General features: G+C 59.2%; 13 protein-coding genes and 1 pseudogene. 3 read left to right on the top strand and 11 right to left on the bottom strand.

The window, feature by feature from the left end; genetic code table 11:
* Positions 1-29: 29 nt before the first annotated feature.
* Both AB5Y81_RS05785 and AB5Y81_RS05780 read left to right on the top strand, forming a co-directional pair.
* Entirely contained in the window at positions 30-773 is a 744-nt protein-coding gene (locus AB5Y81_RS05785) for a putative DNA-binding domain-containing protein (RefSeq protein WP_341536329.1), read from the top strand.
* Positions 770-1,375, top strand: a complete 606-nt coding sequence (locus tag AB5Y81_RS05780; protein ID WP_279484542.1) for a DoxX family protein — start codon at positions 770-772, stop codon at positions 1,373-1,375. Before AB5Y81_RS05785 ends, AB5Y81_RS05780 begins: the two co-directional genes overlap by 4 nt.
* A gap of 84 nt (positions 1,376-1,459) precedes the next feature.
* Here AB5Y81_RS05780 and AB5Y81_RS05775 read toward each other — a convergent pair whose 3' ends face one another.
* From AB5Y81_RS05775 to AB5Y81_RS05740, 8 genes and pseudogenes are all read right to left on the bottom strand, one after another.
* On the bottom strand, positions 1,460-2,647 hold the full coding sequence (locus AB5Y81_RS05775; protein ID WP_368146594.1) for an MFS transporter: 1,188 nt from the start codon (positions 2,645-2,647) through the stop codon (positions 1,460-1,462).
* A 579-nt stretch (positions 2,648-3,226) separates the two neighbouring features.
* Entirely contained in the window at positions 3,227-4,030 is an 804-nt protein-coding gene (gene dkgB, locus AB5Y81_RS05770; protein WP_279484541.1) for a 2,5-didehydrogluconate reductase DkgB, read from the bottom strand.
* A 46-nt stretch (positions 4,031-4,076) separates the two neighbouring features.
* Positions 4,077-4,373 carry a putative quinol monooxygenase gene (locus tag AB5Y81_RS05765; RefSeq protein WP_024942201.1) on the bottom strand — a complete coding sequence of 99 codons (297 nt, stop codon included), beginning with the start codon at positions 4,371-4,373 and terminating at the stop codon, positions 4,077-4,079.
* Positions 4,374-4,503: 130 nt separating this feature from the next.
* A complete protein-coding gene (locus AB5Y81_RS05760; RefSeq protein ID WP_368146592.1) occupies positions 4,504-5,472 on the bottom strand; it encodes a hypothetical protein in 969 nt (322 codons plus the stop codon).
* Positions 5,473-5,757: 285 nt separating this feature from the next.
* Complete coding sequence (locus tag AB5Y81_RS05755; protein WP_024942200.1) at positions 5,758-6,123, bottom strand: VOC family protein; 366 nt, start codon at positions 6,121-6,123, stop codon at positions 5,758-5,760.
* Between the two features lie 20 nt (positions 6,124-6,143).
* Positions 6,144-6,530, bottom strand: a complete 387-nt coding sequence (locus AB5Y81_RS05750) for a DUF6404 family protein (RefSeq protein ID WP_017779401.1) — start codon at positions 6,528-6,530, stop codon at positions 6,144-6,146.
* Between the two features lie 142 nt (positions 6,531-6,672).
* Positions 6,673-6,894 (bottom strand): hypothetical protein, encoded by a 222-nt coding sequence (locus AB5Y81_RS05745; protein ID WP_162791134.1) that lies wholly within the window; start codon positions 6,892-6,894, stop codon positions 6,673-6,675.
* A 72-nt stretch (positions 6,895-6,966) separates the two neighbouring features.
* Positions 6,967-7,353 (bottom strand): annotated as a pseudogene (locus AB5Y81_RS05740) (DUF6404 family protein).
* Positions 7,354-7,543: 190 nt separating this feature from the next.
* Between AB5Y81_RS05740 and AB5Y81_RS05735 the strand changes: the two are divergent.
* The gene (locus tag AB5Y81_RS05735; RefSeq protein WP_005299545.1) at positions 7,544-8,446 is read left to right on the top strand and encodes a LysR substrate-binding domain-containing protein; all 903 of its coding nucleotides are present in this window, start codon (positions 7,544-7,546) and stop codon (positions 8,444-8,446) included.
* A 92-nt stretch (positions 8,447-8,538) separates the two neighbouring features.
* Here AB5Y81_RS05735 and AB5Y81_RS05730 read toward each other — a convergent pair whose 3' ends face one another.
* The 3 genes from AB5Y81_RS05730 to glpK form a co-directional block, all read right to left on the bottom strand.
* Positions 8,539-8,775: a hypothetical protein gene (locus tag AB5Y81_RS05730; RefSeq protein ID WP_206219821.1), complete on the bottom strand. Its 237-nt coding sequence runs from the start codon at positions 8,773-8,775 to the stop codon at positions 8,539-8,541.
* 186 nt (positions 8,776-8,961) lie between these two features.
* On the bottom strand, positions 8,962-10,938 hold the full coding sequence (locus AB5Y81_RS05725) for a methyl-accepting chemotaxis protein (protein WP_279484539.1): 1,977 nt from the start codon (positions 10,936-10,938) through the stop codon (positions 8,962-8,964).
* 197 nt (positions 10,939-11,135) lie between these two features.
* Entirely contained in the window at positions 11,136-12,638 is a 1,503-nt protein-coding gene (gene glpK, locus AB5Y81_RS05720; RefSeq protein ID WP_005299552.1) for a glycerol kinase GlpK, read from the bottom strand.
* Positions 12,639-12,655: the final 17 nt, after the last annotated feature.

Raw genomic sequence — 12,655 nt, 5'->3', positions numbered from 1 at the left:
CATGGCCTGCCGCAGCGGTCCCGCCCCGGTTGTGGCAGCAGACCGAGTGGCTGGCCGGTTGCATACGAGAGTCGGCAGCCGAACTCGCCCCCCACTATGTGCGCAGTGTGCGGGCCAATGTCGAGGCGGTGCTGGAGAGTACCTTCGCGCTCACCCTGAACCACCTGACGCCGGCTGAGCGCGATGCGCTGGTGAATGGCTTCGTCGCCCACCATGGCGCTATGGAGCCCGCCTTTCACCAGATTGCCACCGAGTTGGTGCGCCATGTGCAGCTTGGCCAGGGCGAGGGTTGGCTCAACTGGCCCGGGCTGCGGCTGGCGCTGCTGGAGTATGAGTGGGCCTGCCTGTGCGTCGAGATTGACGACGCGCAGGTGCCGCGCCCGCTTGCAGGGGAAGCGGTGGAGATGGGCAGCCAGCTCTGGCTCAACCCCACCCTGCAGTTGCTGACGCTGCCCTTTGTGATCCAGCAGGGGCGGGTGGTGGCGGCCGGTCAGACTCCCGAGCTCTGCGCCCTGTTTCGCTGCCCCGCCCATCAGCTGGTCAGCCAGGCGCTGCGCGAATTCGATGTGGCCCTGCTGCAGCTGCTTGGGCAGCAGCAAGGGGTCAGTGTGGCCGGGTTGGCCGCCCAGGTGCACCACTATCGCAGCGGTTTTGATCTGCTGGGGTGGGCCCGCCATTTTCACCGGCTCGGCCTGGTGGCCACTCAACCGCCATCCATAGAACCCATATCCATTGAACGTCAGGTACCCCCTTTCCAAGGAGACATCCCATGAACAATACCCTTATCCATTGGTACGAGCGGGCCGTGGCCCAGTGCAAGCGGCTCGATTTTCTAGCCCTGCTGGCCATTCGCCTCTACCTCATCCCGGTCATCTATGTGGGGGCCCACTCCAAGGTGGTGGGGTTTGCCGGCACGGTCGCCTGGTTTGGCGCGCCAGCCTCGGAAGGGGGGCTCAACCTGCCGTTCCCGACCCTGCTCGCCTTTCTGGCGGCGGGCACCGAGGTGCTGGGCTGCATCTGCATCGCCCTTGGTCTCTTTACCCGGGTCATGGCCATTCCGACCATCTTCCTGATGAGCGTGGCGAGCGCCATGGTGCACTGGAAGCACGGCTGGGATGCCATCGCCACCGGCAGCATGGAGGCGACATTGCGCCTCAACGGCTTTATCGAGTGGCTGGCCGCCAACTTCCCCGGTCGTTACAACTACATCACCGAGCTTGGGGATCCCGTGATGCTCAACAACGGGATGGAGTTTGCCGCCACCTACTTCGTGATGCTGCTGGTACTGCTGGTGTATGGCGGCGGTCGCTACGTCAGCCTCGACTACTGGCTGGCACGCGCCGTGACAGGCAAGGGCGGGCCGCAAGCGGCATAACAAAAACAAAATAAACAGAGCGTGAAAGCGAAACGAGCGGCATCAGCCGCTCGTTTCTATTTTGCAGAGCAAAGGCCTGCGGCTTCAGTACTGGGGGCAGGCCTGTGCCATCCGGGTGGCTTGCCGCTCGCTGACATGGGTGAGGCCGTAGGCCAGCAGCACGATCAGCGCGCCGATCCAGGGGGTGTGCATCAGACCCAGGTGTTCCACCACCAGGCCGCCGACCACTGAGCCCAGCGCGATGCCGACGTTGAAGGCGGCGATATTGAGGCCGGAGGCCACATCCACCGCCCTCGGCGTGTGTTGCTCGGCCTGTTTCACCACCAGCACCTGCAGGCCCGGCACGTTGCCAAAGGCAAAGGCGCCCCACACCAGCACGGTCAGTACCGCCAGCACCGGGTGCGGCGCGGTGAAGGTGAGCACCAGCAGCACCATGGCGAGACCGGCAAACAGCAGCTTCAGCGCTGGCAGCGGGCCCATCTTGTCGGCCAGCTTGCCGCCCCAGATATTGCCGACGGCGACCGACACTCCGTACACCAGCAGAATGAGGCTCACCGCGCCGGCGCTAAAGCCGCTCACTTGCTGCAAGATGGGGGCGAGGAAGGTAAAGGCGGTGAAGGCGCCGCCGTAACCGAGCGCTGTCTTGGCGTAGACCAGCAGCAGCGGCTTTTTGGTCAGCACCGAGAGCTGCTCGCGGATGGTCGAGGCCGCCCCCTTGGGCAGGTTATTGGGGATCAGCAGCAGGCTGCCCACCATGGCGACCAGGCCCAGCAGGCTCACCACCAGAAAGGTGTCGCGCCAGCCGAAGACCTGACCAATCCAGGTGCCGAGCGGGACGCCGGTCACCAGGGCTATGGTGAGGCCGCTGAACATGATGGCGATGGCGATGGCGCTGGCCGCTTTCTCTTTGGCCACGAGGCCGGTGGCAATGGTGCTGCCCACCGAGAAGAAGACCCCGTGCGCCAGCCCGGTGAGGATGCGGGCGACGATCAGGCTTTCGTAGCCGGGGGCTTGCCAGGCGAGCAGGTTGCCGGCGGTAAAGAGCGCCATCAGCCCCACCAGCAGCCACTTGCGCGGCACCTTGCCGGTCAGTGCCGTCAGCACGGGAGCGCCGATGGCCACGCCAAGGGCATAGAGGCTGACCAAGAGGCCCGCCGAGGGGAGCGAGACATTCAGCTGCTCGGCGATGGTGGGGATGAGCCCCACGATCACAAATTCGGTGGTGCCGATCGCAAAGGCACTTAAGGTAAGGGCAAACAACGCCAGTGGCATAACAACTCCTTGGATGGTGACTCCCGACGGGAGAATGGCGCCAGTATGCCGAGGTGGTTTGTTGGCAAAATGACGGCGACATCAAATTACTTTTGCCAAATAAGCAGCAATGGAACAGTGGAAGGAGGAGTGGCTGAGGCAACGCGGCAAGTACAACTGGTAGCGCACGAGGTGGGGGCAGAGACAACGCGTACGGCAGCAATCCGTGCATAGCGAGCCAGGACAACGAGAAAAGAGGAAAGAGGAAAAAGTTAAGAGGAAAGATTTAAGAAACAAAGGGTTGAGGGAAGGCGCTGGGAGATCGGCACGGGCGGCTGTGGTGCTGTGTTGGAGACAAAAAAGCGGGAGGCATGATGCCTCCCGCTCAGGTTCTCGTCGATGTTGTCGGGTTTTCTTTGCTCCCTTCTCCCCTTGCGGGAGAAGGGTTGGGGATGAGGGGGGCCTGATGACCCAAAAAGAGGAGCTTGCCCTCACCCTGACCCTCTCCCACAGGGAGAGGGGATAGCCCGTGGCTGCAATAGGCTCGTGCGGGTTGCCGCTATCCGCCGCCGAAGCGAGAGACCATGGCTCCACTCTCGTTTAATCCCAATCTGGCGCAAAGTCCGGGTCGGCACAGCGCTCGCCCCGCTCCAGGGTGGCGATGGCGGCCAGCTCGTCGGCAGTGAGGGTGACCTTCAGCGCCGCCAGGTTGGCGGCCAGGTTCTCCCGCCTGGTGGAGCTCGGGATCACCGTCATGCCCTGGGCCAGCAGCCAGGCCAGCGACACCTGGGCCGCCGAGACGCCGTGGCGATGGCCAATTTCCATCAGCAGCGGCTCGGTGAGCACCTTGCCATAGGCCAGCGGCATATAGGCGGTGATGGCGATGCCGTGATCTTTGCAGAACTCAACTACCTTGCGGTTTTGCAGCAGCGGGTGGATCTCCACCTGCTGGTGGGCGATGGCGCCCGGCCCCAGAATGTCGATGGCCTGTTTGAGCTGGGCCACGGTAAAGTTGGAGACCCCGATCTCGCGGGTCAGACCCCGGGCCTTGGCCTCGGCCAGCTGCTCCAGATAGACCGTCATCGGCACCTCATCTTTGGGGGAGGGCCAGTGGATCAGCGCCAGATCCAGATAGTCGGTGCCCAGTTTTTCCAGGCTCACCTCCAGGCTCGGGATCACCTTGCCCGGGCCGAACTCGCTGGTCCACACCTTGGTGGTCAGGTAGATATCCTGGCGGGGCACGCCGCTCTCGCGCATCAGCTGGCCCACTTCGGCCTCGTTGGCGTAGATCTGGGCGGTATCGATATGGCGGTAGCCAAGCTCGAGCCCTTGCAGCAGAGAGTCGCGCAGGGGTTGGCCGGTCAGGCGAAAGGTACCAAGACCCAGGTTGGGCATCTTCATCATTTATTCCTCAAATGGGTTGTAAAAATGCGCTCGGCGGCGCGGCACATCAGGCGTCCAGCGGTTGATAGCGGCGAATGGTGCTGCCGGCAAACCAGGGCTCGGCCGTGGTGACAAATTCGGTGAAATGGGGTTGGCCTTGATGGGCGCTGAGGGCGGCCTCGCTCTCCCACACCTCGTAGAGCATCCAGCTGTGGGGATTGTCCAAATCCTGATGCAGCTGGTAGCGCAGGCAGCCAGCCTCCTGCAAGGTGGCCGCGATCAAGGGGTCCAAGGCGGCGCGAAACTGGGGGGCGAATTCGGGTTTGGCTTCAAGCTGGGCAATCACAATCACGGGGGATGACATCTGAACCTCCTTGCAAAAACGAAGGGTCAGTATGCCCGCCGTCTATCACAGGAAACAGGGCGCTGGCCACAAAACAGTATTGAAGGGAGAGCAGCAATCGCGGTAGTGAGATTTTTTATGACTGATTATCTTAATTTGTCATTAGTGACCCTGTTTCTGCTATATGAACCAGTCTTTTGATAATTGAGGATGAGTTCAACGATTGTGTCTGATCTATTTGTAATGAATACCTAAAAAGATTAGCTAGTCTATGTATCTCATCAGTAATAAATTCATTATCCATATCGATGTAGGCCATTAGAAAATATGCGGATATTCTACGGTTGATATTTTCAACATATTCTGAAGTCGTTGGTGCAATATCGCTAGCAACATATTCAAAAAGGCAATATATATAATAAAGTAAATATGGAAGCCTTGTGTATAAATATCGTTGCTGACTATAAATTTGTTCAACACCTGAAAAAATAAAATTTATGTTCAGTAAATCTGTTTTTATCGATGAGTGTTCGGTAAAAAGATGCATCGCATGATTACAAACTCTATCGAAGCTATCATAGCTCTTTTTGTCATACCGTAATTCAGAAATATATTGACTGCTGAATATTTCCCTTAACCCCATCTTATCTAAAACAATGTCTATTCGTTGAGCATGGCCTACTGGCCCACCTCCATTTTTAGGTCTGAGAAATAATGGGTTTTTAGATAAATGCTCTACAAATGAATTTTTATCTATCGCCATTGACTCAAGCAGATATAAGCTTTCCTGTAATGGTTTTCGCAACAACATAAAGGAAACTGCGATTTTACCTTTTTTGGATGTAGATAGGCATTCAAAAATACAATGTAACATGTCTGATAAGACTGCTGGCAGCACAACAGTTCGTATTACTAAATTTCTTTGCTCACTTCTGTTATTTTCTTCAAGCCAATCCAAGATATGTTGGTCGGTCTTTTCTAAAGAAGAAACTTCTTCTTCATTTATATTTATAGACTGATTGAAAACATCATGCATCTCCCCAGACTTAATAAATTCCACCATGACATCGTGAATATATAAACACAATTCATGAGAACGCTCAAATTCTGTCGGGAACATCATTTTTCAGTGTTATCCTGTAATAGTCCTAGCGCCGAAATATAATAGCATGATATCGCATAGAATAAGCAGCTGAAAAATGCTGACTTGCTTCCCAATAGGGGTTAGATGCAGTCTGGCCCAGACCAGACTGCAAATTCATTTTTCGGGGTTCAACAAAGTGGAAGCTGCAGCCAGCGGGAAAATCGAACAGGGACACTAACTATGGTGCCCCCGCGCTAGCTACCTTGCTCTGGGTCTCAGCAATATGGGGCTATAGAACACCAGCAGGGCGCCCTTTTGCCATCAGGCGCTGGCCGGCTCCGACCAGACCGCAAACTCATTGCCGCTGGGCTCGACGAAGTGAAAGCGGCGGCCACCGGGAAAGTCGAACAGGGGGCGAACTATGGTGCCTCCTGCGCTGGTCACCTTGGTCTGGGTTGCGACAATATCGGCACTGTAGAACACCAGCAGGGCGCCGCCTTGCGCACTCTGGCTGCAGAGGTCTGCACGATAGAAGCCGCCATCCAGCCCTTCTCCCTCGAAGGCGCAGTAATCGGGGCCATAATCGGCAAATTGCCAGCCGAAAGCGGCCTGAAAGAAGGCCTTGGTGGCGGCAAGATCCCTGGCCGCAAACTCCACATAGTTCAGTTTTTCATGGGCCCTGGTCATGAGGATTTCCTTGTCGGTGATTATTTCGGTTGCCAGCGTTTTTGCGTGCGGATCGTGGAGTGGGGCAAAGCGTCCCAAGGAGTCAGTTTGAGCTGCTTGCGCCGAAACCAGAGCCAGGTCGCCATCAGCAGACCAAACCCTATGCCAAACAGCAGGCTCTGGCGCAGGGCGAATGCTGGCGTTACCTCATGTTGCCAGCCGAAGAACCACATCAACACCCCCCAGATAGCGCCAGTGGGGATCCCCAGAGCAAGGACATTGACCAGAAAGCGTTCGTAGTGGGGCGGCCTGATGGTAAACCCAGCCTTTCGTAGCAGCCAGGTGATCGGCGGGTTGTAGTTGAGCGTCTGCACGCCCTTCTCTGCCAGCTCCCGGTGGGCGGCCGCCAGTCTACGTTCGAATTCCATGATGTTTTTCCTTGAGGTGTTTGGTGCCATACGATGCCGGCTTACCGCATTCTACTGGCAAACCCCGAGTGGCATGTGAGCGTGCCGTCACGTTATCTCCTTGTCGTGGCCTGGCCTGGCCATCTCAGGCTGTGGTTACCCATCACGCCAGGGCCGTCATGATGGCTGGATGAAGCCTTCTAGCGACCACCATGCCAAGTAAAATGGAGATAAAGAGAGGGAGAGGATCCCGGCTGCGTCGATAGCTGCGCCAGTTGCCATTATGGTGACGGAACAGCCGGTAGGTGAGAACCACAAGACAAATTGCGGTTTGAATGAAGCAGTTAACTGAAAAACTGATCATGAATTTGACGAAATCGGGCAAGGTGGGAGTCCGTGTCTGTGAGGTTTGCTTTGCAAAAGGGGCATGGCACCTGGTGTCAATCCGCAGGGTTCTTCACGCTTTTTCTGTCGCGCCTGCACTGGTGGATTGGCATGCCAGCTGTTCCCATGGGGTCAAATCAAGCTGCCTGCGCCTTTGCCAGAGCCTGATTAAGGTAACGAGACCAAACAGACCAGCGAATAGAGCTGTGCTGAACAAGGATGATACGAAGGATCTTCCCTCTGGGTTCCAAACGAACATCTACATAATCAGACCCCAGATCGGCGCGATACTGAGGCTGGCATAAAGAAAATTGACCAGCCAGCCCGCGTAATAAGGTGGCTTGACGGTGCAGCCGAGTTTGCGCAGCAGCTTGAACCCCCATGGGTTGTAGTCGGATTCCTTGATGCCTTGGTCAGCCAGAGTCTGATGGGCTATGGTCAGTCGTTCTTCAAATGTCATTGATGTGTCTCATATCAATGTGGCGTCATACGATGCCTTTTTTGCGGCATTCTACGGATTAAGCAGGTTGAGGGATAGCGCGCATATCTGGTTTTTCTCCCTGAAATGCCGGCACGGCTGCCAGAGCGCCCTTGCCAACCCAAGGACATTACGCCTATAAAGGCCCATTACTCTTGTCTGGATTGCAGCAATGAAGACCCATTCTGATGAACTGACCCTGTTTGTAGCTGTGGTGGAGGCGGGCAGCTTTCGCCAGGCGGCGGAAAACCTCGGCATGGACAATTCGGTGGTGAGCCGCGGCATCAAGCGGCTGGAAGAGAAGCTCGCCACCGTGCTGCTCAATCGCACCACCAGGCGGGTCAGTCTGACCGAGGAGGGGGGCTGGTTCTATCAGCGGGCGGTGAAGATCCTGACCGAGATGAGCGAGGCGGAGGGGCTGCTGCTGATGCGCCGCGAGCAGCCGGAGGGGGTATTGCGGGTCGATGCCGCCACTCCTTTCATCCTGCACCGGCTGGTGCCCATCATCGGCGAGTTTCGCCGCCGTTATCCCGCCATCGAGCTGCAACTGCACAGCTCCGAGGGCTTTATCAACCTGATGGAGCGGCGGGTGGACATGGCCATCCGCATCGGCGAGCTGACAGATTCTTCTCTGCGGGCGCTGCCGCTGGGCCGCTCGCGGCTGCGGCTGCTGGCGTCCCCCGACTATTTGCGCGAGCACGGCACACCGCGCCAGCCGGCAGATCTGCTGAGCGGACACGAGCTGCTCGGCTTTTTGCACCCCGATCACCTCAACCACTGGCCGCTTCTGAGCCAGGAGCAGGGGGATCGCTTTCCCATCACCCCGACCCTGCGCGCCAGCAGCGGTGAAACCCTGCGCCAGCTGGCGCTGCGGGGGCAGGGGATCGTCTGTCTGTCGGATTTCATGACCGGGCCGGATCGGACGAGCGGGGCCCTAGTGGAGGTGCTGGCCCGCAGCAACAGCGGCGCCTCGCGCCCCATCAATGCGGTCTTCTACTCCGATGCCCAGCGCGACATCCGGCTGCGGGTCTGGCTCGATTTCCTCAAGGAACAACTAGGAAGCCATGCCCTGTGATCCCGCGGCCGAGTGAAGGGGGCAGGGGCTGCACCGGATAAGCAGACGGCCGCCTCAAGGGGCGGCCGTCTGCCTGGGAAGGTGGGGAGGGCTTAGCGGGGCAATCTGCCCCATACCCGGCTGAGCAGAGCGCCGCCGATGGCAGGCGGCACGGCCAGCAAAAGCGTCCAATACCAGGGGAGCTCAGCCAGGGTGGCGGCCAGGACGATGCAGGTGAGCACCAGCAACTGGGCAACCATCATCAGCAAGGTGCCTTCACGGGGGGTCAGCGCCGCCTTGTGGGTGACACAGGTTTGGGCGGCGGGGGTGTGAGTGGTGGTCGGCTTCATGGCGATGTCCCTGGGTTGCGTCTGATATGACTCAACGATGACTAGCAATGGCCGTTCCAAATTTTTTCATTCTATTTATCAATCAGTTGTGTATGTGCGTGCCATTCCCGTTTCGGGAGTGATGCAAAATTGTTCGCAAAATGAAAACGCCACCCCAGGGTGGCGTCTTGTCTGACCGATAGCGGCTCAGCCGATCCGGTATTGGCGGATCTGCTCGTCTATCGCCTTGGCCAGCTCGAACAGCTCGCGACTGGCGGCATTGCTCTCTTCTGCGTGTTCGCGCTGGTGCTCGGCCACCATGGCCAGCTCGTCCAGCGCCGCTCTGGCTTGTCCCATCTGCTGATCCTGCGCCTGGGCCAGCGCGCTGATCTCGTTTATCTCGAGGGCGGTCTGCTTGATCTGGCGGCTGGCATCCATCAACACCGCCCTGGCCTGATGCATGCGGTCATGGCTCTCTTCACTCAGGGTGCGGGAATCAGCCATGGAGCCGCTGGCCTGGCGGGTACCCTCCTGCAAGCGCAGGATGAGATCCTGCACATCCTTGGTGGCGGTCTGGGTGCGCACCGCCAGCTGGCGCACCTCGTCGGCCACCACGGCAAAGCCGCGCCCCATCTCGCCCGCCCGCGCCGCCTCGATGGCGGCATTGAGCGCCAGCAGGTTGGTCTGGTTCGAGACGTCACGGATGAGGTTCATGATCTGGGTGATGTTGTTGCTGTCCTTGACCACCTCTTCGAGCAGGGCGGAGGAGCTGCCGATGCTGCTGCGCAGGGTGTCGAGCTGCTGGGCGCTTTGACTGACGTCCCGCTCGATGGCGAGCATGTGATCGGCGATGCGGTGGGTCACCTCGTTGACCCCCTCCGAGCGACCGGCAATCTGCTCGGCATTGTCGCCGATGAGGGCGACCACGCTGCTCAGCTCCTGGATGCTCTGGGCCTGCTGGCAGGCCTCTCCTGCCAGGGCCTGCGCCTGATGCAGGGATTGGGAGGACTGGGCCGAGAGGGCACTGCCTGACTGCTGGAAGCGGGAGAAGCTTTGGTTCAGGCTCTGGATCAAGCGGTTGAAGCTCTGCGCCATCTGGCCCAGCTCCGACTGATCCGAGAAGTCCAGGCGGGTCGCCAGATCCCGATCGGCGGTGATGTGGTGCATGCCGTCGGCGGCCTGGCGAATGGGGCGGCTGATGGAGTGGGCGAGCCAGGCGGAGGCCAGCATGGCGAGCCCGCCGATAGCCAGCGACACCATGATGATAAGCCGGCGGGATTCGCTGCGTCCCTCCTCCAGTTCGGCTGCATTGATCTCGCCTATCAGCAGGCGATTGAGTGCCGGAATGTAGCGCACGGCGATCAGATAGGTCTCTTTCCCAAGCGTCAGCGCCTGGACCGCGACCTGTTCTCTGGCTGCCGGGATCAGCGTCCTGACGGTGTCGAGGAAGGCGCTCTGATGGTGAGCGGCCCCCTTGAGCTCCTGCTCTGGGTGGATCTCGATATGCCCCTCCATGTCGGCCAGGTAGACCTGTCCGCTCTTGCCTATCCGGTAGCTGCTGATGAGCTTGCGCAGTGCGCTCATGTCGATGGAGGTACCGGCCACTGCCAGCACCTGCCCCTCTTTGCTGACGGCGGTATTGATGTAGAGGGAGGCACGCTTGTCGAAGTCGGAGATGTCGAGGTTCAGCTCGTAGGGCTTGCCCCGTTTCAGAAAGCCGTAAAACCACTCGTCTTTGGGATCCGATGCGCTCAGTCTCTTCTGGGCCGTGGTGCCGTTGCTGAAGTTGAGCAGGGTGGCGCTCTGGCGTGGCGCGATAAACACATTGCCCCCGATGCGTTGCTGCAGTGCCAGAAAGTAGCGCTCCATGATCGGCCACTGCTCGGCGGGCATCTCCTGGCTCAGCCAGTCGATGACAAAGCTGTTGCCGGCCAGTGCCTCGGCTTCGGTCAGGTGCTGGGTCAGCTCGGCGGTCAGCTGGTTGGCGATGCGCTCCACGCTGCTTGGCAGCTCATAGCGTTCCACCCGCTGCTGTGCCTTGTCGTGGGAGATCTGCTCCAGGATCAGGGTGATGCAGCTGATGGCAATGATCATCAGGATGGCTACTCCGATCAGGATCCGGCTGCGGATCCCGAGCCCCGACCAGAGTGATTGCAATCTAACAAGGTGTATCGCCCGCTCCATAACGCTCTCCTGTATTAAATAAGGTCGCATATGCGACCCAAGAGATGATTATAGATAGATAACTCAATTGAGAATGTCTGACATGAAATCGTCATCAAGGCAGGGGCGGCTGGCAGGGGACCGGCAGGCCATAAAACAAGAGGCCGACATTGCTGTCGGCCCCTTCAGTTTTTATTTCAAGGATATCGGTTGCCCGATCACTCCTCTTCGGCCCAGCGGCGTGAACGCTCGACTGCCTTCTTCCAGCCGTTGTAGCGTTTGGCGCGATCGTCGCGGTCCATCTGCGGGATGAACTCACGGTCCACGCTGAACTTGTCTTCCAGCTCTTCCGAGCTCTTCCAGAAGCCGACGGCAAGGCCGGCCAGGAAGGCGGCGCCCATGGCGGTGGTCTCGATCCGGGTCGGACGCACCACAGGGGTGTGCATCATGTCGGCCTGGAACTGCATCAGGAAGTCGTTGGCTACCGCGCCACCGTCCACCTTGAGGGCCGCCAGCTTGATGCCGGAGTCCTGCTGCATGGCATCCAGCACATCGCGGCTCTGGTAGGCGATGGATTCCAGCGCGGCACGGATGATGTGGTTGCGGTTGGCACCGCGGGTCAGGCCGACCATGGTGCCGCGAGCATACGGATCCCAGTAGGGGGCGCCCAGGCCGACGAAGGCCGGTACCAGGTAGACGCCGTTGGTGTCGCCCACCTTGGAGGCGAAGTAGTCGGTATCGCGGGCATCGTGAATGATCTTGAGCTCATCACGCAGCCACTGGATGGTGGCGCCGCCCATAAACACGGCACCTTCCAGCGCGTAGTTCACTTCCCCTTTCGGGCCGATGGCGACCGTGGTCAGCAGGCCGTTGCTGGAGCGAACTGGCTCGGTGCCGGTGTTCATCAGCATGAAGCAGCCGGTGCCGTAGGTGTTTTTGGCCATCCCTTTCTCGAAGCAGAGCTGGCCGAACAGGGCAGACTGCTGGTCACCGGCGATACCGGCGATGGGGATGCGGGAGCCGCCGCCACGGGTGGTGTAGCCATACACCTCGGAGGAGGGTTTCACTTCCGGCAGCATGGAGGCAGGGATGCCCAGTTCGTCCAGCATGCGCTGATCCCACTTCAGGTCGCGGATGTTGTAGAGCATGGTACGGGAGGCGTTGGTCGGGTCGGTGACGTGCACTTCGCCGTTGGTCATCTTCCACACCAGCCAGGTGTCGATGGTGCCGAACAGCAGCTCGCCGTTCATCGCCTTCTCGCGGGCACCTTCGACGTTGTCGAGGATCCACTTCACCTTGGTGCCGGAGAAGTAGGCGTCCAGCACCAGACCGGTGTTTTCACGCACGTACTCTTCCAGGCCGCGGGCCTTGAGCTCTTCACAGATGGCCGCGGTACGGCGGCACTGCCAGACGATGGCGTTGTAGATGGGTTTGCCGGTGGCCTTTTCCCATACCACTGTGGTTTCACGCTGGTTGGTGATGCCGATGGCGGCGATCTCTTCGCTGCGCAGGCCAGTCTTGGCCAGCACTTCGGTGAAGACGGAGGACTGGGTCGCCCAGATCTCCATCGGGTCGTGCTCCACCCAGCCCGCTTTCGGGTAGTGCTGGGTGAATTCGCGCTGGGAGGTACCGACTATGTTGGCGTCCTGGTCAAACACGATGGCGCGGGAGGAGGTGGTACCCTGGTCCAGAGCGACGACATATTTCTTTTCAGCAGACATGATGTTCTCCACGTTTT

The sequence above is a fragment of the Aeromonas sp. s2 genome (assembly GCF_040907935.1).
GTDB lineage: Bacteria > Pseudomonadota > Gammaproteobacteria > Enterobacterales > Aeromonadaceae > Aeromonas > Aeromonas dhakensis.
The sequence above is the reverse complement of the archived record's forward strand: the minus strand, read 5'-3'. Positions and strand labels throughout refer to the sequence as shown.

What these genes read in the sequence shown, in the direction of transcription:
- AB5Y81_RS05725 (WP_279484539.1), bottom strand. Translation starts at nt 10,938, where the DNA reads ATGGAGCGGGCGATACACCTTGTTAGATTGCAATCACTCTGGTCGGGG.
- AB5Y81_RS05760 (WP_368146592.1), bottom strand. Translation starts at nt 5,472, where the DNA reads ATGTTCCCGACAGAATTTGAGCGTTCTCATGAATTGTGTTTATATATT.
- dkgB (WP_279484541.1), bottom strand. Translation starts at nt 4,030, where the DNA reads ATGATGAAGATGCCCAACCTGGGTCTTGGTACCTTTCGCCTGACCGGC.
- AB5Y81_RS05755 (WP_024942200.1), bottom strand. Translation starts at nt 6,123, where the DNA reads ATGACCAGGGCCCATGAAAAACTGAACTATGTGGAGTTTGCGGCCAGG.
- AB5Y81_RS05780 (WP_279484542.1), top strand. Translation starts at nt 770, where the DNA reads ATGAACAATACCCTTATCCATTGGTACGAGCGGGCCGTGGCCCAGTGC.
- AB5Y81_RS05735 (WP_005299545.1), top strand. Translation starts at nt 7,544, where the DNA reads ATGAAGACCCATTCTGATGAACTGACCCTGTTTGTAGCTGTGGTGGAG.
- AB5Y81_RS05765 (WP_024942201.1), bottom strand. Translation starts at nt 4,373, where the DNA reads ATGTCATCCCCCGTGATTGTGATTGCCCAGCTTGAAGCCAAACCCGAA.
- AB5Y81_RS05750 (WP_017779401.1), bottom strand. Translation starts at nt 6,530, where the DNA reads ATGGAATTCGAACGTAGACTGGCGGCCGCCCACCGGGAGCTGGCAGAG.
- AB5Y81_RS05730 (WP_206219821.1), bottom strand. Translation starts at nt 8,775, where the DNA reads ATGAAGCCGACCACCACTCACACCCCCGCCGCCCAAACCTGTGTCACC.
- AB5Y81_RS05775 (WP_368146594.1), bottom strand. Translation starts at nt 2,647, where the DNA reads ATGCCACTGGCGTTGTTTGCCCTTACCTTAAGTGCCTTTGCGATCGGC.
- glpK (WP_005299552.1), bottom strand. Translation starts at nt 12,638, where the DNA reads ATGTCTGCTGAAAAGAAATATGTCGTCGCTCTGGACCAGGGTACCACC.